Annotated in this window: 20 protein-coding genes and 3 pseudogenes; 7 read left to right on the plus strand and 16 right to left on the minus strand. The window is 68.8% G+C overall.

Annotated features, from left to right (window positions below):
• Positions 1 to 292: 292 nt before the first annotated feature.
• Both IG75_RS0103855 and IG75_RS0103860 read right to left on the minus strand, forming a co-directional pair.
• Entirely contained in the window at positions 293 to 985 is a 693-nt protein-coding gene (locus IG75_RS0103855) for an SGNH/GDSL hydrolase family protein (protein WP_030519742.1), read from the minus strand.
• The gene (locus tag IG75_RS0103860; protein ID WP_030519743.1) at positions 982 to 2,385 is read right to left on the minus strand and encodes an MFS transporter; all 1,404 of its coding nucleotides are present in this window, start codon (positions 2,383 to 2,385) and stop codon (positions 982 to 984) included. Before IG75_RS0103860 ends, IG75_RS0103855 begins: the two co-directional genes overlap by 4 nt.
• A 92-nt stretch (positions 2,386 to 2,477) precedes the next feature.
• Between IG75_RS0103860 and IG75_RS0103865 the strand changes: the two genes are divergently transcribed.
• A complete protein-coding gene (locus tag IG75_RS0103865; RefSeq protein ID WP_030519744.1) occupies positions 2,478 to 3,086 on the plus strand; it encodes a TetR/AcrR family transcriptional regulator in 609 nt (202 codons plus the stop codon).
• A gap of 43 nt (positions 3,087 to 3,129) precedes the next feature.
• Here the strand turns inward: IG75_RS0103865 and IG75_RS0103870 are convergent, their stop codons facing one another.
• From IG75_RS0103870 to IG75_RS0103880, 3 genes are all read right to left on the minus strand, one after another.
• On the minus strand, positions 3,130 to 4,263 hold the full coding sequence (locus IG75_RS0103870) for an NAD(P)-binding domain-containing protein (RefSeq protein WP_030519745.1): 1,134 nt from the start codon (positions 4,261 to 4,263) through the stop codon (positions 3,130 to 3,132).
• Between the two features lie 88 nt (positions 4,264 to 4,351).
• The gene (locus IG75_RS0103875; RefSeq protein WP_245713096.1) at positions 4,352 to 5,950 is read right to left on the minus strand and encodes a sensor histidine kinase; all 1,599 of its coding nucleotides are present in this window, start codon (positions 5,948 to 5,950) and stop codon (positions 4,352 to 4,354) included.
• Positions 5,916 to 6,593, minus strand: coding sequence for a response regulator (locus IG75_RS0103880; RefSeq protein ID WP_030519747.1), 678 nt, complete (start codon positions 6,591 to 6,593; stop codon positions 5,916 to 5,918). Before IG75_RS0103880 ends, IG75_RS0103875 begins: the two co-directional genes overlap by 35 nt.
• Before the next feature lie 120 nt (positions 6,594 to 6,713).
• Between IG75_RS0103880 and IG75_RS0103885 the strand changes: the two genes are divergently transcribed.
• Positions 6,714 to 7,091, plus strand: a complete 378-nt coding sequence (locus IG75_RS0103885) for a PepSY domain-containing protein (protein ID WP_063045227.1) — start codon at positions 6,714 to 6,716, stop codon at positions 7,089 to 7,091.
• A gap of 170 nt (positions 7,092 to 7,261) precedes the next feature.
• Positions 7,262 to 7,962 (plus strand): annotated as a pseudogene (locus IG75_RS36010) (dienelactone hydrolase family protein).
• 532 nt (positions 7,963 to 8,494) lie between these two features.
• On the opposite strand, the gene IG75_RS39675 reads toward IG75_RS36010, so the two are convergent.
• From IG75_RS39675 to IG75_RS0103910, 5 genes and pseudogenes are all read right to left on the minus strand, one after another.
• Entirely contained in the window at positions 8,495 to 8,659 is a 165-nt protein-coding gene (locus IG75_RS39675) for a hypothetical protein (RefSeq protein ID WP_168165607.1), read from the minus strand.
• The gene (locus IG75_RS40855; RefSeq protein WP_162183773.1) at positions 8,644 to 9,021 is read right to left on the minus strand and encodes a winged helix-turn-helix transcriptional regulator; all 378 of its coding nucleotides are present in this window, start codon (positions 9,019 to 9,021) and stop codon (positions 8,644 to 8,646) included. Before IG75_RS40855 ends, IG75_RS39675 begins: the two co-directional genes overlap by 16 nt.
• 148 nt (positions 9,022 to 9,169) lie before the next feature.
• Positions 9,170 to 10,192 (minus strand): MSCRAMM family protein, encoded by a 1,023-nt coding sequence (locus IG75_RS40095; protein WP_345703656.1) that lies wholly within the window; start codon positions 10,190 to 10,192, stop codon positions 9,170 to 9,172.
• A gap of 32 nt (positions 10,193 to 10,224) precedes the next feature.
• A pseudogene (locus IG75_RS40100) lies at positions 10,225 to 11,761 on the minus strand (MFS transporter); the annotation flags it as partial.
• Positions 11,754 to 12,245, minus strand: coding sequence for a MarR family winged helix-turn-helix transcriptional regulator (locus tag IG75_RS0103910; RefSeq protein WP_156058617.1), 492 nt, complete (start codon positions 12,243 to 12,245; stop codon positions 11,754 to 11,756). The gene IG75_RS0103910 and the pseudogene IG75_RS40100, both read right to left, overlap by 8 nt.
• A gap of 200 nt (positions 12,246 to 12,445) precedes the next feature.
• Between IG75_RS0103910 and IG75_RS0103915 the strand changes: the two genes are divergently transcribed.
• The 3 genes from IG75_RS0103915 (at position 12,446) to IG75_RS0103925 (ending at position 15,914) form a co-directional block, all read left to right on the plus strand.
• Positions 12,446 to 13,096, plus strand: coding sequence for a nitroreductase family protein (locus tag IG75_RS0103915; protein ID WP_030519752.1), 651 nt, complete (start codon positions 12,446 to 12,448; stop codon positions 13,094 to 13,096).
• Positions 13,097 to 13,424: 328 nt separating this feature from the next.
• Positions 13,425 to 14,330: a cyclase family protein gene (locus IG75_RS0103920; protein ID WP_030519753.1), complete on the plus strand. Its 906-nt coding sequence runs from the start codon at positions 13,425 to 13,427 to the stop codon at positions 14,328 to 14,330.
• Positions 14,331 to 14,381: 51 nt separating this feature from the next.
• Positions 14,382 to 15,914 (plus strand): long-chain-fatty-acid--CoA ligase, encoded by a 1,533-nt coding sequence (locus IG75_RS0103925; RefSeq protein WP_030519754.1) that lies wholly within the window; start codon positions 14,382 to 14,384, stop codon positions 15,912 to 15,914.
• Positions 15,915 to 16,116: 202 nt separating this feature from the next.
• Here the strand turns inward: IG75_RS0103925 and IG75_RS0103930 are convergent, their stop codons facing one another.
• The 6 genes and pseudogenes from IG75_RS0103930 to tnpA form a co-directional block, all read right to left on the minus strand.
• Entirely contained in the window at positions 16,117 to 17,487 is a 1,371-nt protein-coding gene (locus IG75_RS0103930; RefSeq protein ID WP_307686890.1) for a phosphotransferase family protein, read from the minus strand.
• Positions 17,478 to 18,647 carry an acyl-CoA dehydrogenase family protein gene (locus tag IG75_RS0103935; RefSeq protein ID WP_373863720.1) on the minus strand — a complete coding sequence of 390 codons (1,170 nt, stop codon included), beginning with the start codon at positions 18,645 to 18,647 and terminating at the stop codon, positions 17,478 to 17,480. The genes IG75_RS0103930 and IG75_RS0103935 overlap by 10 nt, the downstream gene beginning before the upstream one ends.
• A 5-nt stretch (positions 18,648 to 18,652) precedes the next feature.
• Complete coding sequence (locus IG75_RS0103940; protein ID WP_030519757.1) at positions 18,653 to 19,036, minus strand: nuclear transport factor 2 family protein; 384 nt, start codon at positions 19,034 to 19,036, stop codon at positions 18,653 to 18,655.
• A gap of 50 nt (positions 19,037 to 19,086) precedes the next feature.
• The gene (locus IG75_RS0103945; RefSeq protein ID WP_030519758.1) at positions 19,087 to 20,007 is read right to left on the minus strand and encodes a hydroxymethylglutaryl-CoA lyase; all 921 of its coding nucleotides are present in this window, start codon (positions 20,005 to 20,007) and stop codon (positions 19,087 to 19,089) included.
• Positions 20,004 to 21,263: a CaiB/BaiF CoA transferase family protein gene (locus IG75_RS0103950; protein ID WP_030519759.1), complete on the minus strand. Its 1,260-nt coding sequence runs from the start codon at positions 21,261 to 21,263 to the stop codon at positions 20,004 to 20,006. Before IG75_RS0103950 ends, IG75_RS0103945 begins: the two co-directional genes overlap by 4 nt.
• 54 nt (positions 21,264 to 21,317) lie before the next feature.
• Positions 21,318 to 21,711: pseudogene (tnpA, locus tag IG75_RS38915) on the minus strand (IS200/IS605 family transposase); the annotation flags it as partial.
• Positions 21,712 to 21,747: 36 nt separating this feature from the next.
• Between tnpA and IG75_RS38055 the strand changes: the two are divergent.
• Complete coding sequence (locus tag IG75_RS38055; RefSeq protein ID WP_081876614.1) at positions 21,748 to 22,941, plus strand: RNA-guided endonuclease InsQ/TnpB family protein; 1,194 nt, start codon at positions 21,748 to 21,750, stop codon at positions 22,939 to 22,941.
• Positions 22,942 to 22,956: the final 15 nt, after the last annotated feature.

Here is a 22,956-nt window from a genome sequence, read left to right on the forward strand (position 1 = left end):
GAACGCGGCGGCGACGAGATCGACTGTGGCGGTACGCCGTTGTCCCGATGGACCGGCCACAAGCGAATGCTCGCGTGAGCTTACCGGTCGACCCCCCGACCCGCGGTGATCGCGGGGACGGTTACCCGTGCCCCGGATCCCCGCCGCGCCCGTGACCTACGGCCGTAGCTTCCCACGTCGGTACCTACTCCTCCTCGCTGGTGCCCGGCGCAGATCTTAACCGCTCGCGCCGACAAAGTGGATCCCTCGGGCAGACTCGCCTGTCCGTGGCCGGAGAAGGGATCGCCGATCGTCAGATCGGTCCGGCGGCCGCCGAGATCCGCGCTGCCAGGGCGCGGATCATCTCCGTCGCGACGACCGCGTGCCCGCTGGTCGTGAAGTGGATGAGGTCCGCGCTCATGAGATCCGGGCGCAATCGCAGCGGATGATCCCAGAAGTCGACCAGCACCGCCTCGTACCGGCCGGCCACCTCACGGACGATCGCGTTGAGTTCGGCCATCCGCGGCCGCATCGGCCGCATCGGCGCCATCCGTTCGGTCTCCCAGACATCGGCCACGGTGAAGGCGCACAGCTGGGCGCCGGTAGCGGCCAGCGCGGAGAAAGCGGTGTCGAGATTCGCGCGCAGCCGATCGGTATCCCCGCCGGGATGGAACAGATCGTTGCCGCCGCACGACACGTGCACGAGGTCGGGACGGAACTCCAGTACCGGCGCCAGCTGTTCGGCGAGCAGCTGATCCGAGGTGGCGCCGATCCGCCCGGTGTTGAGGTATGCCGCCTCGGGGTGTACCGAGGTGAGGATCTCCGCGACGCGGTCGGCCCAGCCGATGTCGCGGTAGCCCGCAGACGCATCACCCACCCCCTGGGCGATGGAGTCGCCGAGTACGGCGTAGCGCCGCCAGGGCGCGTCGCGCAAGTGGGCGCGGGCACTGCCGGGGGAGATCAGCAGCGGGTCGTCGGATTCGGTACGGCCGCGGTGGTCTGTCATATCGACTCCTGTCGGGACGGAACGGCGATCAGGCAGGCCGATACGGCGGCGAAGCCCGCGCACAGCAGGAACAGGGTGTGGAACCCGGCGAGCGGGTCACCGGGGTGGGCGGCGAGCACCGCCGCCAGTACCGCGATACCGAGTGCGCCGCCGAGCTGGCGCGCCGTCAGATTCATCCCGGTACCGGCCGCGAAGCGATGCGGCGGTAACGCGTTCGCCGCGGTGGCGCCCAGTACGGTCACCACGATTCCGACTCCGCCGCCGCCGAGTATTCCGGCCGGTATCCATGCCGACCACAGCGCCGGGGTGGGGCCGAACATCTCGGTGCTCATCCAGGCCAGCGTCGCGAGGAACATCAGTACCCCGAGGACTCCGGTCCAGCGGCGGGGGCCGGGCGCGGTGACGCGGCCGGTGAGCGTCGCGGTCACCATCGAGGACACCGCGCCCACACTCAGCGCCGCGGCCGAACCCAGGACGGAGTATCCCCACATCGCGTCGAGGAACATCGGCCCGGCCAGCAGCCATGCGAACATGGCGGCGCCGAATGTGAACGAGGCGGCATTGGCCAGAGCGAACGATCGGTTCCGCCAGAGATCCACGGCGAGAGAGGGATTCGGGTGCCGGAGCGATCGGCGTAGAGCGGCGAGCGTGAGCAGGGCGCCCAAACCGAGCGTCCCGAGCGTGCCGGGCGCGGTCCAGCCCCAGCGCTGCCCCTCGGTGAGTCCCGCGACGAGCCCGCCCAGACCTGCGGCGAGCATGATCGTGCCCACCGGGTCCGGCAGGGCGCCACGCCTCTGCTCGGTGTCGGGTTCCAGGATGCGGAAGGCCAGGCCGGCCAGGGCGAGCGCGATCGGCACATTGATCACGAAAATGGAGCGCCAGCCGAACAGTTCGACCAGCGCGCCGCCGAGCGCGGGTCCCACGACCGCGGCGAAACCCCCGGCCGCCGACCAGGCCGCGATGGCGCCGCCGATCCGTGCGCGCGGGGTGACGGCGAGCAGCGCGCCGAGGGCCGAGGGCACCATCAGTGCGGCCGTCGCCCCCTGGGCCACCCGTGCGGCGATGAGCAGCCCGGCGTTCGGGGCCAGCCCGCACAACAGGGAGGTGAGCGCGAAACCCACCAGGGCGGTGAGGAAGACGGTGCGTCGTCCGGCCGCGTCGGCGATCCGGCCGCCCGGGGTGAGCAGTGCGGCGAACGCGACCGCGTAACCGCTGACCACCCAGGTGAGGGTGGTCGGCGAGGTGGCCGGATGGTCGCGGGCGAGGGAGGGGAAGGCGATATTGACGACCGACAGGTCGAGGAAGGCGAGGAAGGCCGCGCCACTGGCGACGAGAAGTGCGCCGGGGCCGCGTGCGGGGGTGGACTGCGGGCCGGGGGCCCGCACGGACGATTCGGTCATGGGAATCCTGGAAGCCGAGGGAAACAAAACGTACGAACGTTCGTAAAGAAAATACGACCGATCGTTCGTATTGACAAGAGGGCGGTGTCAGAATGGGAGGTATGACGGAGGCGATCACGGATCAACGGCTGGTCAAAGGGGCCCGATCCCGGGCGGCCATCGCCCGGCGCGCCGCCGATGTGGCGTCGGTCGAAGGGCTCGCCGGCGTCAGCCTGGGCAGACTGGCGGCCGATCTGGGCATCAGCAAGAGCGGTATCGCCACCCTGTTCAAAACGAAAGAGGCGCTCCAGCTGGCTGCGATCCGGGCCGGTCGCGACGTCTTCGTCGAACAGATCATCACACCCGCCCTCCGCGTACCGCGCGGTCTACCCAGAGTGCGCATGCTGGTCGAACGCTGGCTCGGATACATCACTGATCCGGTGTTCCCCGGCGGCTGCTTCCGGGCCGCGGTGCTGGCCGAATTCGACAGCCGGCCGGGGCCGGTCCGCGACGCCGTCGCCGCGGACCACGAGGACTGGATGACCTTCCTGACCGAGGAAATCCGCAAGGCTCAGGAATTGGGTGAGCTGACCGGGCGGAACGCGGCGGCGCTGGCCTTCGAGATCGACGCGATCGTCGGCGCCGCCAACGTCGCCCGCCAGCTCGGCGACGACGAGCGAGTTTCGATCGCGCGCCGGATCGTGGAGGATCTCCTGCACTGACCCCTCGGGAAGGGACCGGTCGTGGCGTTGTGGTGGAAGTCCCTTACTCGCGGAGAGCGCCCCGTTCGAGGCCCAGATAGCCGGTGAGTTCGGCCGCGGCGGCCCGTCCGGCCCGGTTCGCGCCGATCGTGCTGGCCGACGGCCCGTATCCGATCAGGTGGATTCGCGGATCCACCGCGACCCGGGTGGCGAGCACGCCGTTCATGGTGATTCCGCCGCCCGGGCCACGGAGTCGCAGTGGGGCCAGATGGTCCAGCGCGCTGCGAAAACCCGTGGCCCACAGAATGACCTGCGCGGCCTGGAAGCTACCGTCGGCCCAGCGCACGCCCTCGGGCTCGATATGGTCGAACATCGGCAGCCGCCGCAGGACGCCGCGGTCCCGGGCGGCGCGAAGCCGGTCGTCCAGCGGGAGACCGGTCACCGAGACCACCGAGCCGGGCGGAAGCCCCCGGCGCACCCGATCCTCCACGATCGCCACCGCCCGGCGGCCGGCGTCCACGTCGAACGGCGCCTCCCGGAAGGCGGGTTCCGAACGCGTCACCCAGGTGGTGCCGGTGACCCGGGAGATCTCGTCGAGCAACTGGACCGCGGAGATCCCGCCACCGACGACCACCACGTGCTGTCCCGCGAACTCCGCAGGATCGCGGTAATCGCGGGTGTGCAGCTGCCGCCCGGCGAAGGTCTCCGCGCCGCGATAGTGCGGTACGAAAGGGTGCTCCCAGGTCCCGGTGCCGTTGATGAGGCCGCGCACCCGAAGCGTGCCCGCCCGGTCGGTCTCGACGTGCAGGAGGCCGTCGTCTCCCGATCGATCGCACACCACCCGCACACTCACCGGCCTGCGTACCCGGAGCTCGAAATGCTCCTCGTAGCGCTGGTAGTAGCGCGGGACCGCGGTCGCCGCCGGAACCTCGGCCCCGGCGGCACCCGGACCGGCGTTCTCGGCGAAGGACATACCGGGCAGGTCGTGTATCCGGTTCACGGTGCTGAGGGTCAGCGACGCCCACCGGAACTGCCAGGCGCCGCCGGGGCCGGGCGCATGGTCGACAATGAGGAAATCCCGCCCCGGCACCAGCCCGTGCCGCCGCAGGTGGTATCCGGCCGACAGACCGGACTGCCCGGCCCCGATCACCAGTATCGGGAAATCCGGTTCGGCCGGATGCACTGCCTGCTGCGCCATGGTCGCCGATGCTAGTGCGCACGTGACACCGGGAACCGCCGGCCACGCACCCGGCGGCCTGTGCCCGCCGCTGCGGGCACCCGGGCCCTCAGCGGGCTACCGGGAGTTCCACCACGAATCGCGCGCCACCGGAGTCCGCGGGCTCGACCCGGATGGTCCCCTCGTGCCGTCCGACCACATCGCGCACGATCGCCAGGCCCAGGCCCGCACCTCCTTCGTCTCGGCTGCGGGCGTCGTCGAGGCGCACGAAACGTTGGAATATCCGCTCCCGATCGGCCTCGGGCACCCCCGGTCCGTCGTCGGCCACCGCGAGCACGGCCCGGTCATTCCGACGCTCCAGCGTCACCCGCACCGTCGTCGCGGCATGCCGTTGCGCGTTGTCCACGAGATTGCCCAGGACACGGGCCAGTTGGGTCCGGCTACCGGTGACGGCGAGCTCGTCCACGCCGAGACCCGCGCCGACCGGTAGACGATCGCCGACCCGGTGGGCCAGTTCCTCCCGGACCAGCGCCGTGAGCTCGATCCGGTCGGCCCGGGGCTGTTCGCCCGCGTCGAGCCGGGCCAGCAGCAGCAGATCGGCCGCGAGGTGTTCCAGCCGCACGGTGTCGCCGAGCACGCCGTCGAGTTCGAGCAGCCCCGGATGCGCCTGCGCGACTTCGAGCTGGGTGCGCAGACTGGCGATCGGACTGCGCAGTTCGTGCGCGGCATCGGCGATGAACCGGCGCTGACGTTCCGCGGACTGCTCCAGCGCCGCGAGCGTGTCATTGGTGGTGACCGCCAATCGGGCGATCTCGTCGCGGGCGGCGGGTTCGGGAACCCGGCGCGACAGGTCGCCGTGCATGATCTCGGCGAGTTCGGACCGGATGGACTCCACCGGCCGCAACGCCCACCGGGTGACCAGCCAGGTCACCGCGGCGACCACGGAGAGCAGCACCGGCAGCCCGATCAGCATCGCCCGCCGCAGGTCGGCGACCGCGCTGTCGGCAGTATCCAGCGACGCGCCCGCGTAGACGGTGACCGGTTGCCCATCGGGGGCGGTGCTATCGAGCGCGGCGACGCGATAGCTCGCGGGCCCGGAATCACCGACGGCCACTTCGGTCTGCCCGAACACCGGTTCAATGGCCGCGGAAGCACCGACGGCCCGCGTACTTTTCGTCTCGCCGGAGCCGGCCGTGCTGCCGGTGCCCAAGCCGGACGCGGTATCCCCGGATCCGGGCGAGTCGTCCTCGTCCGCTGCCTCGGAATCGTCCTCGTCGTCCTCGTCGGATTCGTCGTCCGCGGAATCCTCGTCCTCATCGTCTCCGGATTCTGCGTCCGCCGCTGTATCCGCCCCGAAGTCGGCCATCGGACCCCGGCCCCGCAGTTCTTCGTCGGCGGCAAGTACCCGCCCGTCCGCCGAAACGATCTGCACCGGTTCGTCGTCGGGCTCCGGTAGCCGAAGTTGTGTGAGTGGCGTTCCCGCCTCCAGCTGCCCGGCGATATCGCGCGCGGTGTTCGCGGCCTGCAGATCCGCGCTCTCGACCAGGTTGCCGCGCAGGGCCGCGAGCAGGATGAGCCCGGTGGCGGTCAGGGCTATCGCGACCACCACGGTGGCCGCGGCCGTGGTCCGCGCCCGGACCGAATTCCACCAGGCGCCGCGGCGGCGCGCCCGCTCACCCACGCTCGGCCGCCATCCGGTATCCCGCACCACGCACCGTCAGGATGGTCCGGCAGCCGAAGGGCGTATCGATTTTGCGGCGCAAGGTGCTGATGTAGACCTCGACGATATTCGGGTCGCCATCGTAGGCGAAATCCCAGACATGGTGCAGGATATCGGCTTTGGACACGACCTCTCCGGCGCGCACGGCCAGGTGTTCCAATACCGCGAATTCTTTGGCGGTCAGGACGATCTCGCGGTCTCCACGCCGGCAGCCGTGGGTGGCGGGGTCGACCACCAGATCGCCGACGCGCAGGAGGCGCACACCGCCGCGGGTGCGGCGGCGCAGCAGGGCCCGGATCCGGGCTACGAGCACCACATAGGAGAACGGTTTGCTGAGGTAGTCGTCGGCACCGGTGTCCAGGCCCTCGGCCTCGTCGTACTCGCCGTCCTTGGCGGTGAGCATCAGCACCGGTGTTTCGTGACCCGCGGCGCGCAGGGTCGCGCACACCCGGTAGCCGTTCATACCGGGCAGCATGATGTCCAGGATGATCAGGTCGTACTCGGTGGTGGTGGCGCGGTGCAGCCCCTCGGCCCCGTCGTGCACGACGTCGACCGCGAAACCCTCGGCCGACAACCCTTTCGCCAGTGCGAGGGCGAGCCGTTTCTCATCCTCCACGATCAGCAGACGCATCCACCCAGAGTGTCAGACGCTTCCTGAAATGTTCTTCAGGTGACTTCAGGTCACCTTCAGTATCGGCTTGCCACAGTGATGAGCGTATTCGGGACGTACACCCACTCAGGAGGTTTCACCATGGCAAGCGTTATTCGTCAGGCGGTCGCCGGTCTGCGCTGGATTCTGATCGGTGCCGCGGTCGTGGCCGTGGTCGCCGGTGCCGCCGTCGGCGTCGCCACTGTTGCCCTCGGACACACCCCACCGCACGGCACCGTGGCCCTCGATCGCCCGATCGCGGAGTGGTCTCTCGTCGCCGATCCCGGAATAGATCGCATCCAGGCCATGGACGCCGCCGTGGCCGCGGTGCCGGACAGCAGGGCGGTCGCGGCCGAGTTCGAGACCGAGCACCGCGGACCGGTGTGGGAAGTGGAGGTCGTGACCTCGGCGGGCGTCGAGTACGAGGTGACGGTGGACGCGAACACCGGTGAGATCATCGGTGCGGCCGAACACGATTGATCCTCCCCGTGCGTGTCCGGGCGCCGGGTACGGGCCGGCTGTCGCTCCAGGGCGGCAGCCGGCCCCGCCGCGTAGACGAGGTGCGCGAGCAGGCGGCGCGGCGATGCGACACTGGACTCGCTGTCGCTGTTGTCCGCGAGAGTTCCGGATCGAACAGAAGGTGACCGCCGATGACGATGATCGAGGTGCCCGCGCCCGACGGCGATATCGAGGCCGTGTGGGAGACACCCGAGGGCCCGGGACCGTGGCCCGCGGTGGTGCTGCTGCACGACGCGGTGGGCCTGACCGCCGACCTGCGTCGCAATGTCCGCATGCTGGCCGATCACGGCTATCTGGTGATCGCGCCGGATCTGTTTTCCCGCGGGCCGCGTTGTGTGCCCGGCGTATTCCGCGATCTGCTGTTCACCGGTGAGGGTAGGGCGGTGCGCGATATCGTCGCCGCGCTGCGGCGGATACGCGACGATTCCTCGTGCACCGGCCGGGTCGCGGTGGCCGGTTTCTGTATGGGTGGTGGTTTCGCCTTGCTCACCGCGCCTCGCGGTTTCGACGCCGCCGCTCCCTTCTATCCGACCAGCCGCGGCAACTACGCGGAGATGTTGCGGGGCAGCTGCCCGATCGTCGCCAGCTACGGCCGGTTGGATCCGATCAATATCGGCCGGGCGCGCCGGCTGGAACGGGTACTCGACGATTACGGCGTCCCCCACGACGTCAAGACCTATTCCGGGGTCACCCACGCGTTCGCCAACCGGCTGCCCACGAGCCCGTACTGCGGGTCGCGGGTCTCGGTTACGACGAGGAGGCCACCGAGGACGCCTGGCGACGTGTTTTCGCCTTTTTCGACGCACACCTGACAAGTCCCTCGCCGCACTGACTTCCGCTGCCGCGGTCGACAACGGAACCGATGCGGCGCAGCCGGTTTCGTGTTCCCGGCAACGGGAAGTCATCGGCCGGAAATTGAAGCCGTTGAATATCGTACCGTTCAACAACGGCATAGTTGCCGCTGCTGCGTCCGGCGTCGTGTCCGGGCGGTTCGGTTCGACGGAAGCAGGTTCGATATGTCCAACAACTTCTTCATGACCTTCATGATGATGATGATCATGATGATGATGTTCTGAGATCTCGCGTGGCCGTCCGGGCTCGTCGCCGGTCGATGGGCCGGAATTATCCGAAAGCCTTCGCCCCGGCGCAACGGTGGGCGAGACAGCCCGGTGAAACGGATGAGCAGGTCGCCCGGGGCGGCGACCTGCTCATCCCGGCGCACGCTCCTCGACGAGCAACGTGCGCTCTTCCGGGTGGTTCGTGATCGATACCGGGTGATTCACCCAGACATGCCGGACTGCATCGGATATGCCCGACGGTGCGAGTACCGGCCGGTCGGCACATGAGCTCCGGAAGTGCGAAGCTCAGATACAGACTGTGGCGCTTCCGAGGGGGATACACAGGATGATGGCAGAACCGGTGATCGGGGTGGCCGACGGGGTGGCGGCCGAGGCTGCCGGGGCGCCGAGGGCGCCGAGAGACAGGGCGATCGCAGTTGCGGCGAAAATCTTGGTCATTCTGGTAGACATTGCATATCCTTCGGTCGGGGTGAAACCAGGGACATCATCTTTCGCGCAGCATCATCAGTTTTCGCTGCGGGCAAGGCCGACACCAGACAAGGAATCATCAAATTTTCCGGGACCGACGTCACGAGTGGGTCACCGGTATGCCGCGACGGGTCGCGCCGAGATCGCGGTGACCGCGGAATCGTTGAGGAACGCCCGGCGTCGAATTCTTCCCGGCCGCGCACGATATCCGAGTGGTTCGCGCGTGCCCGGTCGGCCAGGGCGTTCGCCACCACCGCGAGGCCTTCACCCCGCGGCGACAGGGAGTGCTCGACCCGAGGTGGCGCGGACGTGTAGACCGGGCGGCTGATCAGCCCGTCCCGCACCGGTTTTCGGTGCTCACGGTGAGAATGCGCTGGGGCAGGCCGGGAATCGCCCGCTACAACTCGCTGAAACGCCAAGGCCGGAATACAAGTCGTGGCCGAAGGGCTTGTCGGAGAGGGGGCGACAAGCCCTTCGGAGTTGCGCGGCGGGTTACTCCTGCCCGTCGGTTCCGTACCCGAGTTCGACGTCGTAGCCGACCTCTTCGCCGGAAATATCGATCTGCCCGGTGACCGGCGGATAGCCGCGGGCCACGACCGTGTACCGGCCCTCGGGGAGATCGGGCACGATGTAGCGGCCCTGCTCGTCGGTGTGCGCGGTGGCGGCCACATCGCCGGTGGCGTCGAGGACGGTGATCTGGATATCGGTCACCGGCCGGCCACCGTCGGCTCGGGCCGATCCGGTCAGCACGGCCATCGGCGCGAGTTCGATATCGTGCCGCAGCCGGCCGCTGTCGGGCACGGTCAGCGCGGTCGCGCTCGGGCGCATGTGCTCGGCGACCGCCACCAGTGTGTAGGTGCCGGGAACCACGCCGTGGCAGAGGTAGGCGCCGTCCTCGCCGGACGCGGCCGATGCGACGACCTCGCCGTACTGGTCGGTCACCGTGACCGTCGCGCCGGCCAGCGGCGCATCGCCGCGGGTCGAGCGGACGGTGCCCGACAACTCGCCGAGCCCGGAGAGGGTCAGGTCCATGCGCTGTGGCTGCGCGGCATGCGCGACATTGACCGCGGTGGGCCGGTGACCCGGCGCCGAGACGATCAGCACATAACTACCCGGCCCGGGGGCGTTGACGGTGTAGCCGCCGTCGCCCGCCCCGCTCGCCCGCGCGACCTGGTGTCCGCGCTGGTCGATCAGGGTGAGTGCCGCACCGGGGACCGGGCGTCCATCCTCGCGGGTGATGTGCCCGTGGAACGAACCGCTCTCCTCGCCGGCCCCGGAGTACCGGGCCGTCGGCAGCGAGGTCTGTGCGGTGACGGCCGGGCTGTACACGCCGTGACCGTTCTGTCCGGCCGGCGCCTGCGCGGTGAGCGCGCCGACAGGTACGGGCGCCGGTTCGGTTCGCGGATCGTCGGCGTCCTCGGTCACCGGGGCGTGGTGGCGACCCACCGGCTCGGCCATCGCGGGGGTGCGTTCGAGATCGGCCAGATCATCGGGCACCTCGGCCTTGGGCTCCATATCGGTGGCGGCCGCGGGATCGGCCGTCGGCTCGATATCGATCGTGCGCCGCAGCGGGCGGTTCGGCAGCAGCGCCGCGGCGATGAGCGCCACCACACAGGTCACCGCGGCGATCAGGAAGATCCGGCCGGTGGCGTCACCGTAGGAGAAGCGCACGATCTCGGCGATCGGGGCGGGCAGCGCCTTCAGGTCCAGATTGCCGCTGCCCGACGACGTGGTGTGGATGCCGAGTTCGGCGAAACGGGCGGTGGACAGTTCGCTCACCCGGGTCGCCAGGACCGAACCCAGGACCGAGACGCCGATGGCACCACCGAAGGTGCGGAAGAAGGCGACGCTGCTGGACGCGGCGCCGATGTTCTGCACGCTCACGGTGTTCTGAACCGCCAGCACCAGGTTCTGCATCATCATGCCGACACCCGCGCCGGTCACGGTGATGAAGCAGCCGATCAGCCAGATGTTGGTGGCATGGTCGACGGTGGAGAGCAGGGCGAATCCGACTACCAGCAGGGCCGCGCCGGTGACGACGAAGCTCTTCCACTTGCCGAACCGGGTGATGAGCTGACCGGAGATCACCGAGGCGACGAGCATCCCGGCCACCATCGGCGACGACAGCAGACCCGCTGCGGTGGGGGAGTAGCCGCGGGCGGTCTGCAGGTACTGACCGAGGAACGTGGTGGCGCCGAACATACCGACGCCCACGGCGACCGAAGCGAGGATGGCCAGCGCGGTGGTGCGTTCGGTGACGATCTTCAGCGGGATGACCGGATCCTTCACCCGCGATTCGACGAACACCGTCAGCGCCAGCAGCAGGACGCCGCCACCGACGTAGAGCGCCGATTCGGTGGACCACCACTCGTAGTACCCGGCCTTACCGGCGAACGAGACCCAGATCAGCAGGACCGAGACGCCCGCGGTGAGCAGGGTGGCGCCGAGCCAGTCGATCTTGACGCCCTCTTTACGGGTCGTCGGCAGCCGCAGCGTGCGCTGCAGGAGCAGCAGGGCGATCACGGCGAGGGGGATGCAGATGAAGAAGCACCAGCGCCAGCCGAGTGGGCTGTCCACGATGACGCCGCCCAGGATCGGTCCGCCGGTCATGGAGACCGCCATGACCGCACCCATGTAGCCGGAGTACCGCCCGCGTTCGCGCGGCGGAATGATGCTGCCGATGATCGCGACGACCAGCGCGGTCAGCCCACCCATGCCGACGCCCTGCAATGCGCGGGCGGCCAGGAGTAGTCCGACATTGTGGGCGAAACCGGCGATCACCGAGCCGACCACGAAGATGATGATGCCCAGCTGCACCAGCGTCTTCTTGTTGAACAGGTCGGCCAGCTTGCCCCAGATCGGCGTCGAGGCCGCGTTGGTGAGCAGAGCGGTGGTGATGACCCAGGCGTAGGCGGTCTGTGACGCCTGTAGATCACCGATGATGGTCGGCAGGGCGTTGGCGACGATGGTCGTGCTGAGCAGCGCGGTGAACAGCGCCGCCAGCAGACCGGTCATCGCTTCGAGGATTTCGCGATGGCTCATGGCGAGCGGATCGCGAGAGGCTGGCGCCTCGGTGTCAGACATCGGCTCTCTCTTTCGAAACCTGCGGGTTCTCGTCCGCCGTGCCACAGCGGTCCCGGGAGTTGAGGGAATTGCGGAGGCGGCGCATCACCTGATAGGCCTGTTCCACGTCGTCCTCGGTCCAATCGCCGAGGGTTTCCTGGAGGTGCCGGGTGTGCAACGCCCGGACGCGGTGCAGCAGATCCTGGCCGTCCGGGGTCAGCCGGACCAGGCTGGCGCGGCCGTCGCTGGGATCGGCCTCGCGGCTGATGTATCCGGCGGCGGCCAGTTCGGTGATGTGCCGGCTCATTGCCGACGGGGTGATGCGGAGGTCGGCCGCGAGGCCCACCTGCCGGCAGGGGCCCGCCGTCTCGAGGGTGGATAGGACGCCGAGCCCACCGGGGAGGAGCCGGCCCGCGTCGGACTGGGCCAGCGTGCTCCGGAGGGCCCGGCCGATGAGGAACATCTCACCGAGGAGGTTCTGTGTGGTATCCGCTGAGACTGGCACGGTGGCTCCAAACAATGATTAGTTCACTACGCTAACTAAAAATAGATCAGTTGCTTGCAGTAATCAACTATCGCAAATCGGACACGGAACTGCGGGTCGGGCGCGGCTCCCGGGGGAGTCGACTCGATTAGCCTCGAGGTGGAACCGAATATCCCGAGCCGGATGCTGTATCCGGTCCGATCGAAAGGGTAATTGTGCCGATAGAGCTGGACCTGTCGACCGACGAACTGCTGTCCACTACCCGGGCGGTACGCAAGCGCCTCGACCTCGAGCGCGAGGTCCCGCTCGAGGTCGTGCGAGAGTGTATCGAACTGGCGGTCCAGGCGCCGAGCGGTTCGAACCGGCAGGGCTGGCACTGGGTCGTGGTCACCGATGCCGAACGCAAGCGCGGGCTGGGGGAGCTGTACCGGAAATCCTTCGAACGCTACGCGGCGTCGAAGTACTTCCCCGGGAACCAGGCCGATTCCGGCTCGTCGGAGGACGCCGCCCGGCAGCGTATCGCGAGTTCGGCGACGTACCTGGCGGAGAAGATGGGTGAGGTGCCGACCCTGCTCGTGCCGTGCATCGAGGGGCGGGTGGACGGGGCCTCGGGTGCGCAGAGCGCCTCCCATTGGTCATCGCTGTTCCCGGCGGTGTGGAGCTTCTGCCTGGCCGCGCGTTCCCGCGGGCTCGGTACGGCCTGGACCACCCTGCATCTGAGCTATGAGCGCGAGGCCGCCGACATCCTGGGAATTCCGTACGACACGGTCTCCCAGGGGGCGCTCCTCCCGGTCGCCTATACCAAGGGGACCGATTTCAAGCCGGCCGCGCGCACGGATCTGGACCGGATCGTGCACATCGGAGGCTGGTAGGCCGGCCGCTCGCGATCTCGCCCGGGTCCGGCCCGCGTAGGCGCTCCGCGCCCGTGGGCGGGGCCTCGCCGGACTCGATCCGGCTGCGGTGACGTATATCTGCACGCCCGCCGGGAGGTGACCGCATCGCCCCCCGACGGGCGTTCTGCGTAGGGGCGAATGGGGAGGCGGGCATACCGCCGGAAGCCGGTGATGTCCGGCGCTGAACTGGGCGGACAGTCGACTCTTGACAGGTGGCGTGTCAGCGATCACACTTGCCACGGAAGTTGACATGACTGTCACGTCATTATCAGTGAGTCAGGAGGCATCGGTGCCTGCAGTTCCCGATATGCGCGCGCTCGGGCGAGAAGTGAGCAACTGGGGTCGCTGGGGGAGCGACGACGAGCGCGGGACCACGAATCTCATCACGCCGGAGCGGGTTGCCGCCGCGGCCGGCCTGATCCGGACCGGTGAGGTCTTCCCTCTGGGGATTCCCCTCGATGGTGACGGTCCGCAGCCCGGCGGCCTGCGCATCAACCCCATCCGGCTCATGTCCGAGAACGGTCAGGAGCAGGTACTGCCCGGCGGATTCAAATGGGCCGACGATTACGTCTTCATGCCGCTGCAGGCAGGCTCGCAATACGATTCGCTCGCCCACGTGCACTACGACGACCAGCTCTACAACGGCTTCCCCGGAGACGGCGTCTCGGTCAAGGGCGCCGGCAAATGCGGTATCCACACCCAGGCGGGTGGTATCGCCGGGCGCGGTGTCCTGCTCGATATCGCCAAGGCCCGCGGCGTGGACTGGCTCGAGGCCGGTACCGCGATCGGCCCCGAGGAACTCGACGAGGTCGCCGCGGACCAAGGTGTCACGGTCGGCGCGGGCGATATCCTGCTGATCCGGACGGGCTGGCGCAAGAAGTTCCTCTCCGACGGCGATGCCGCCGGGTTCATGGCGGGAGAGCCGGGACTGAGCCTGAACTGCGCGACCTGGCTGCGGGAGCGCGATGTGGCAGTGGTCGGCTCGGACAACTGGGCCGTCGAGGTGATGCCCGGCGAGAATCCGGGCTCCGCGTTCGAACTCCATATGGTGCTCATCCGGGATATGGGCCTGACCCTCGCCGAGATGCTCGACTTCGAGGATCTGTCCGAGGCGTGTGCCGCCGACGGCCGCTACGACTTCTTCTACGCGGGCCCGCCCCTGCAGTTCACCCGCGGCATCGGCTCGCCGATCAATCCGCTGGCGATCAGATGAGGACCGGCATGGACACGATCGCGCTGCCGCAGTGGAAAGGAAGCAGGACCCGTGCTGGTCGGTGACATCGTCGAATACGGCGCACGTAAACATCCGGACCGTATCGCGTTGCGGTTCGAAGACGAACGGATCGGCTACCGGGAGCTGCGCGACCGCAGCCGGCGGCTGGCCAACGCCCTGCTGGGTGTGGCCGCGCCCGGGGACCGGGTCGCCGTCCTCTCCGCCAACTGCACGGAGTACTTCGACTGCTACTACGGCGTGCCGATGGCAGGTATGGCGCTGACCATCCTGAATTTCCGGTCCCATCCGGATCAGGTGGCGGCGCTGCTACGGCACTCCGGCGCCGGGGTACTGATCGTCGCGGCGGAATTCGCCGAGCTGGTGGCCCGGATACGGGAGGAGATCCCCGGCGTGCACACCGTGGTATCGCTCGGCGGTCCCGTCGAATCGGCCACGGCATGGGAGGAATTCGTGGGCGGGGCGGAGGCGGTGGAGCCGCCGGTACGCCCGGCGGCCGACGATACCGCCTGGCTGGTGTACACCAGCGGGACGACCGGCACCCCGAAGGGCGTGATGCTCAGTCATCGCAACCTCCTCGCCGGGGTCACCTCGTCGGCACTGCAGTGGGATCTGCCCGAGGACACGGTGTTCCTGTTCTGCTTCCCGCTGTGCCATGTCGGCGGATATGTCACGCTGGTCAACCATCTACTGGGCGCCACCGTAGGCTTCCTCCGGACCTACGACAACGCCACGTTCCTCCGGTTGGTGGACGAATGGCAGGTCACCCAGACCGGTTTGGCGCCGACGCTGATCAGCTTCCTGCTCCGGGACCCCGCGCTGGAGACCAGCGCGCTGACCACGTTGCAGGCGGTCGGTTACGGGTCGGCGGCGATTCCGGCCGCGGTGCTGCGGGAGGGGTTGCAGCGGTTCGGCTGCGACTTCTACCAGGGCATGGGGATGACCGAACTCGCCGGCAATGTGCTGCATCTGGATGCCGCGGCGCATCGCCGGGCGGCGGCCGGCGACACGGGGCTGCTGATGTCGGCGGGTAAACCGATGCGCCTGGCCGATATCCGGGTCGTCGACGACGAATTCGCCGATGTCGCGGTCGGTGAGATCGGCGAGATGGTCGTCCGCGCCGATCAGGTGACGGTGGGTTACTGGAACGATCCGCAGGCGACGGAGACCGCGTTCACCGACGGATGGTTCCGCACCGGGGATCTGGTCCGGCAGGACGACGAAGGTTTCGTCTACATCGTCGACCGGAAGAAGGATCTCATCATCAGCGGCGGCGAGAACGTCGCCTCGCTCACCGTGGAGCAGGCCCTGTACCGGCATTCCGCGGTCGCCGAGGCCGCCGCCGTCGGCGTACCCGATGAGACCTGGGGCGAGGTGGTCTGCGCGGTCGTGGTGCCGCGGGCCGGAGTGACCGTATCGGCCGCCGAGATCATCGCCGGCTGCCGGGAGCACCTCGCCGGGTTCCAGGTGCCGCGGCGCGTCGAGTTCGTGGACGCGCTTCCGAAGAATGTGACCGGGAAGATCCTCAAACGAGAGCTGCGCGAGCGGTTCTCACCTGCGAGATGAGGGAACGGGGCCGGCCGGGTGGGCAGACCACCCGGCCGGCCCCGCAGCAGGGGTGATCCGGTGCGCAGAAAGACGAAGGACCCGGTTGCGGCTGTACAGCCGCAACCGGGTCCTTCGTCGTGAGGTGCGCGGGGTCCGATCCGGCGCGCGCTGCCGGACGGTCCCCGGGGCGGGGCTCGTCCGGCAGCGCGCGCCGGGTGGGTCAGCCGAGCCGGCGTGGGTTCGACACCCGCAGCCTCGCCTCGACTGCGGCGTTCACCGCGGCGCGGACCCGCGGGTCCGCGCCGGCGAGAGCGCCCGCACGCAGCCGTTCGGCCAGGGCCGCCTCGGACGGACAATCCAGGGCGCACAGCAGATCGTGCACCCGGCCCGTGGGCCCGGCACCGGCTCGCAGTTCCCGGCCGCCGATCTGCAGCAGGGACGCACAGATACGCAACAGATAGCGTTGCGCGCCGGCGTCCTCCGGCAGGGCCGGACCGATCTCCCCGGTGAGTGTCTCCGCCACGAGATCCAGGATCTCGGTGAGATCCGGGCGATCGTGGACCGTCGGCACCGGGGGCGGCGGTGCGCTGTCGCCGGGAACGACTTCGAGCAGGCCGAGAACGTCGAGCAGGTCGTACTCGGATTCGCAGACCCGGCGCCCGATAGCGGCCAGTTCGAGCGAATGTTCGGCGCCCCCGAGATGGCGTTCGGCCTGGAATCGGCTCAACACCAGCCATTTCAGTGTGCCGAAGACTTCCCACCAGTGCAGTTCGGCCGCCGCCGGCCGGTCGCCGGTGGCGCGCTGATAGCCGTCCAAGAGCTGATCTCTGGTGCCGAGCCCGCCCACCGGTGCCGTCGCGCCGAAACGCCAGGCGCGAACGCAGAGCCAGCCCAGGTCCTCGATCGGGTTGCCGAGATGGGCGAGCTCCCAGTCGAGTACGCCACGGATGCCGTCGGTGTCGATCAGCAGGTTACCCAGCCGGAAATCGCCGTGCACCAGGCCGGCCGCCCGATCGGGTGGCCGGTTGTCCCGGAGCCAGCGCAGGCCGATTTCCACCGCGGGCCGGGGGTCGGCCAGGTCCCGATAGGTGTGCTCGATGGCGTCGAGGGGGTCGCGGTCGTCGAGGTCGGTGAGCGTCGTCACCGGTGTGCGATGGATCAGCCCCAGGACGTAGCCGAAATCCTCGGCGAGCTGCGCACGGACGGCGGCGAAGCCGGGATCACGCTGCAGCTTGCGCGGGATCGACTCGCCGGGGACGGTATTCATCAGCAGGTACGGGGCATCGATTCCGGGCGCGGTGTCCCCGGAGGCGAGTACCTCGGGAACCGGCACTCCGGCCGTGGCCGCGGCGCGCAGACACGCCACTTCGGCACGCATCCGGTCGATCTCACCGCGGCCGGGCGGGTCCCGGCGCAGCACCGCGGTGGTCTCGCGGCCGGTGTGATCGGTGGCGCGCACCGCGTAGATCTCGCGGCTGGCGCCGCCGGTGAGCCGGCGCACCTCGGCACCGGCGAGCTCGGTGCCGGTGGCGGCGGCCAGGACGGCACGTACTCCCTGGGCGAGCGTCGCCGCGGGCGTCGTCACAGCCACGGTGCGGCCCCGGGGTCGCGCAACAGGCGCCGCGCGGTGGACATCCGGTGCACCTCGTCGGGGCCGTCGTATACGCGCGCGTACCGTGCCTGCCGGTACATCCGCTCCAGCGGAGTATCGGCGGTGAGGCCGAGCGCGCCGTGGACCTGGATGGCGCGATCGATGACATCGTGCAACATGCGTGCGCCCCAGAACTTCACCAGGCCGACACGGACGCGGTAATCCTCTCCGGCGTCCATCGCGCGCGCGGCATCGAGGGTCATGAGTCGTGCGGCGTGGATCTGGGCGGCGGATTCGGCGATATAGCGGTGGATCTCGCCCTTCTCGGCGAGCAGCGACCCGTGCGCGAAGCGGGTGTTGGCACGGGCGCACATCAGTTCATAGGCACGCTGGGCTTGGCCGAGCCAGCGCATACCGTGGAAGATCCGGCCGGCACCGAGCCGGTCCTGGGCCACCGCGAAGCCCTTCCCGCGTTCGCCGAGCAGGCTGTCCAAGGGGACGCGGACGTCGGTGAGGCGGACCTCGTAGTGATCACTGGGGTCGTGTCCCATTGTCGGGATCGAGCGGACGATCTCGAAACCCGGGGTATCGATCGGCACGATGATCGCGCTGATCCGAGCGTGCCGGGGCTCGCTGTCGGGTTCGGTGCGGGCGAACACGGTGCAGAATGCCGCCTGTTCCGCTCCGGTGGTGAACCATTTGTGCCCGTTGATCACCCAGCTGTCGCCGTCGGCTACGGCGCGGGTCTCGATCAATGTCGGGTCCGAGCCCGCGACCTCGGGTTCGGTGAGCCCGACCGACGGCAGGATGTCCCCGGACACCAGTCCCGGGACCCAGCGCCGGCGCTGTTCCGCGGTGCCGTGCAGATGCAGCATGATCGTGTCCTGCATCGTGACCGAACCGACTGCCAGCTGCCCGAACTCGGAGCGCCCGATGATCTCGTTGAGGTAGACGAAATCGAGGAACGGCAGACCGCCCCCGCCCACCTCGGCGGGGTGGCCGAGTGCCCAGATACCGAGTTCCTCGGCCCGCGCGCGCAGCCCGGCGAGCGCCTGCCCGGCGCTGTCGTCGTCGCGGGCGAGTACCGGTTCCCGGGGGATGACCTCGTCGTCGATGAACCCGCGCATCCGCGCGGTGAGTTCGGTCAGCCGGGTGTCCATCGTCGTCATCCCTTCCGGCCGGTGGTGAACTCGCGCAGCGGCCGGGTCGCCGCCGAGTCGACGTATTCGTCGATGCGGGCGATGCGTCCGTCGCGGACCTCGACGAACAGGCATGCGGCCACCTCGAGCAGACCGTGTCCGGGGAGTTCGCCGCGCAGGACGTGCTGCTGGGCGAAGCCGGCGGGCAGTGGGTACCTGCGGATGTCCTCGTAACGCATGTCCACGAGCGTGCGCGAAAGCCAGCGCAGGACCCGCAGATTCTCGGTGACGGTTTCCTCGGTGCCCTTGTCGTTGTGCCAGATCCGGGCGTCGGGAGCGTACAGCTCGGTCAGGGTCGCTTCATCGCCCGCGCTGACGGCGGCGAAGAAACGATCGGCCAGGTCGATCATCGGGTGTCCTCTTCTTTCGGCATGACCGGTGGCATGGCCTCCGGCGGTGTTCAGCGTCCGGGCGCGGTCGAGGGGTGCAGGCGCCCACCGGCGCGGAGCAGATTGCTGTCGGCGGCCCGGCCGAGCAGATCGGCGGCCAGGGCCGCGGCGGCGAGGGTCGCGGGCAGGTCGATGCCGGTGGCGATACCGCTGTCCTCGAACAGGTAGACCAGTTCCTCGGTCGCGATATTGCCGCTGGCGCCCGGCGCGAAGGGGCAGCCGCCGAAACCACCCGCCGCGGCGTCGAATCGGCGAATGCCGTGCAGATAACCCGACCACGCGTTGGCCAGTCCCTGCCCCCTGGTGTTGTGCAGATGCAGCCCGATCTCCACACCGGGGACCGCGGCGTGGACGAGGTCGACGACCTCGGCGGTCCGGCGCGGGGTGGCCGTGCCGACGGTGTCGGCTACGGAAAGACTGTCGGCGCCGGCTGCCCGGGCGCGCGCCGCGATCTCGGCGACCCGGTGCGGCGGGGTGGGTCCGTCGAAGGGGCAGTCGAAGGCGATCGCGATGATCACCTCGAGCTCGCCACCCGCGCCGTGGACCATCTCGGCGATCGGGCCGATCAGTGCGATCGACTCTTCGCTGGTCCGGCCGACATTGGCGACACTGTGCCCGTCGGAAGCCGAGACCACGTACTCGAGCCGGGTCACGCCCGCGGCGAGCGCCCGCCGGACCCCGCCGAGTCCGGCGACCAGAGCCGAGAACGCCACATCCGGCCAGCGGTGCAGCCGAGCGGCGACCAGTTCGGCGTCGGCGAGCGCCGGTATGGCGCGTGGGGCCACGAACGAGGTGACCTCGATCCGGCCGACACCCGTGGCCGCCAGCGCCGCGATCAGTTCGAGTTTTGCCTCGGTGGTGATGGGCGCTTCGATCTGCAGTCCGTCGCGCGGCCCGACCTCGCGGATATCGACCTGTGCCGGGGCAGTCATGCGATGGTTCTTTGTGCGCGCAGTTCGCCGAGCCGGTCCGCGGCGTAGCCGAGGATTTCGCCGAGGACCTCATCGGTGTGGGTACCCGGGCGACCGGGTCCACCCCAGCGGACACCGCCCGGTGTCTCGCTCAATTTGGGTACCACGCCGACACCCTTCACCGGTACCGGGTCGTATCCGGGGTCGGCGGGCTCGTCCGAGGGATCGCGGTGATCGACGAACAGATCGCGGGCGCGGAACTGTGGGTCGGCCATCACCTCGGCGACCGTGTTGACCGGTCCGGCCACGACACCGGCCGCGGCCAGCAGATCGATGAGTTCGGCCGCGGTGAACTCCACCGCCCATGCCGCGATGATCTCGTCGAGTTCGTCCTGGTTGCGGCCGCGCGCGGTGTGGTCGATATAGCGGGGGTCGGTCGCGAGTTCGGGGCGGCCCATGGCCGCCGTCAGCCGCCCGAACACGGTGTCCTGGTTGGCCGCGATGATGACCCACAGACCGTCTTTGGCGCGGTACAGATTCGAGGGCGCGATCCGGTCCAGCCGGGTGCCCGACGGCTGCCGGATATGCCCGGTCTTGTGGTAATCGGGCACCGTGGATTCCTGGATCGCGAGGGATGCCTCGGTGAGCGCCGCGTCGACGATCTGCCCGCGGCCGGTGCGTTCGCGCACCAGCAGGGCGGCCAGGACGCCCTGGAAGGCGAACATCCCGGCGAGGCTGTCGCCCAGCGACAGGGCGATGCGGGGTGGGGCCTGGCCAGGGAAGCCGTTGAGGTACCGGAGACCGCTGACGCCCTCGGCGACCGAGGCGTAGCCCGGCCTGGAGGAATAGGGCCCGGTCTGGCCGTAGCCCGAGACCCGGGCGAGTACGAGCCCGGGGGAGACCGCGGTCAGCACGTCGTAGCCGATTCCCCAGCGCTCCAAGGTTCCCGGCCGGAAACTCTCCACCACCACATCGGCGGTGCGGGCCAGTTCGAGGAAGATCTCGCGGCCGGCGTCGGTCCGTAGATCGATACCGACGCACCGCTTGTTGCGGGCGTGGACCGTCCAGAAGTACTGGTGGCCGCCTTCGGCCTGACCCCATTCGCGTAGCGGGTCGGGCCGGTCCGGCGCTTCGATCTTGATGACGTCCGCGCCGAGGTCACCGAGTAGCCGGCCGCAGTAGGGCCCCGCGATGAGCGTGCCCAGTTCCAGGACGCGATAGCCCTCGAGCGGGCCGCGCGGCGGCGCGTCCGCGCCGGGTCGCGAATCCGTTGTCATCGAAAGAGCTCCGAGGAAACCCCTGGCTTCAGCCGTGGGGAGGATTCGGAGTTGAGCGTTCTTCTGGTTTTCGACATAGCGTTTCACTACCTCCGAGGTCGCGCCGCCGGCAGTGGCGACGAAGTACGAGTTGGTCCACCGGGTGGGTAAGCGAGACTCGAGGGTGGGGGACTCGGCTCGCAGGGTGCGGGAAGAGCGGCCCTTGATCTGTTTGACCAGGCGGTGGATCCCGAACTGCGGCTCGTATGGGACGAGTGGGTGCATGTGGTCGGCATGGTTTCCGGCTTGATGACGTGTGATCTCGTTCGTCGCAGACTTCGCGAATGTGCTGCTCGGGGTGTTGTTCAATGCGTCCGCCGATGACGGGTCGCTGGTATTTCGGGTACGACACGACGTGGTGGTTGTTGCGGGGGACGATGGTGGTGTTCGACGCCGATGACGTTGGCACTCGAATGGGATACGTCCATGCTGTATTTTGCCGGTCATGGGGGAAGTTGTTCGCTATACCTATCGGCTGCGTCCCGGCGTGGTCGCGGAGCGGACGCTCATCGATGAGTGGCATCGCTGCCGGTTCCTGTGGAACGAAGCGGTGCACCAACAGCGCGCCGGGAGTAAACCGACCTTCTCTCGGTTGTCGAAAATGCTCACTGAAGCACGCGGCCGTAATGCCTGGTTGCGGTCGGGTTCGCAGGTGGTTCAGCAGCAAATGTTGCGCACCTATGCGCAGGCGCTCGCTCACTCGTTCCGGGTGAAAGGCCGTGGTAGGCCGGTGGTCAAGACCCGGAAGAAGGCGTTGCCGTCGCTGGAATACACCACCCGGGGTTTCTCGATCAAAGAGGGGCGGTTGTGTCTGGCGGGTAGGGTCTCGATCCCGGTGGTGTGGTCTCGTGAGTTGCCGTCGGCACCGAGTTCGGTGCGGGTGTATCGGGACAGTCTCGGATATTGGTATTGCTCGTTCGTGGTGCGCCGCGAGAGTGAACCGCTGCCGGAAGTGGTCGGGGTGATCGGTATCGACTGGGGTGTGAGCACGACCGCGACCACCACCGATCCCGCCTATGATCTGCCCTACCTCGGGCACCGACGTCGGTGTGCGGCTGAGCTGGCTACAGCGCAGCGGAAGATGGCCCGGCGGCGGCGTCCACGTGGACAGGCCCCGTCGAAGGGCTACCAGCGGGCGAAACTCCAGGCCGCACGGCTGCACAAGAAAGCCGCTCGGCAGAACACGCATGAGGCCCGGCAGTGGGCGCGGCGTGTGGTTGCCGGCCATCAGACCATCGCAGTCGAGGACTTCGAGCCGAAGTTCCTCGCCCGTTCCACGATGGCACGGAAAGCAGCCGACGCTGCGATCGGTGCCGCGAAACGAGAGCTGATCGAACGTGCCACGCGGGCGGGGCGGAAGGTGGTGAAGGTTCCGCCCGCGTACACGACCATGACCTGCGCAGGCTGCGGAGCGAGAGCCAAGCAGCGGCTTGCCTTGCAGGTAAGGATTTTCAGTTGCGAAGACTGTGGGCACACCGCAGACCGCGACCGGAACGCCGCCGCTGTCATTCTGGCGGCCACGGTAGAACTCGACCGTGCCAGTGCTGACGACATAAGACATTGCGGGCCTCCCTCCGGGGCGGTCAGTGGTGCGGTCCGAGCTGGAAATCCCCTGGCTTCAGCCGTGGGGAAGAGTTGATACTTGCCTCCTCGA

Origin of the sequence: Nocardia rhamnosiphila NBRC 108938 (assembly GCF_000720425.1) — a bacterium.
GTDB lineage: Bacteria > Actinomycetota > Actinomycetes > Mycobacteriales > Mycobacteriaceae > Nocardia > Nocardia rhamnosiphila.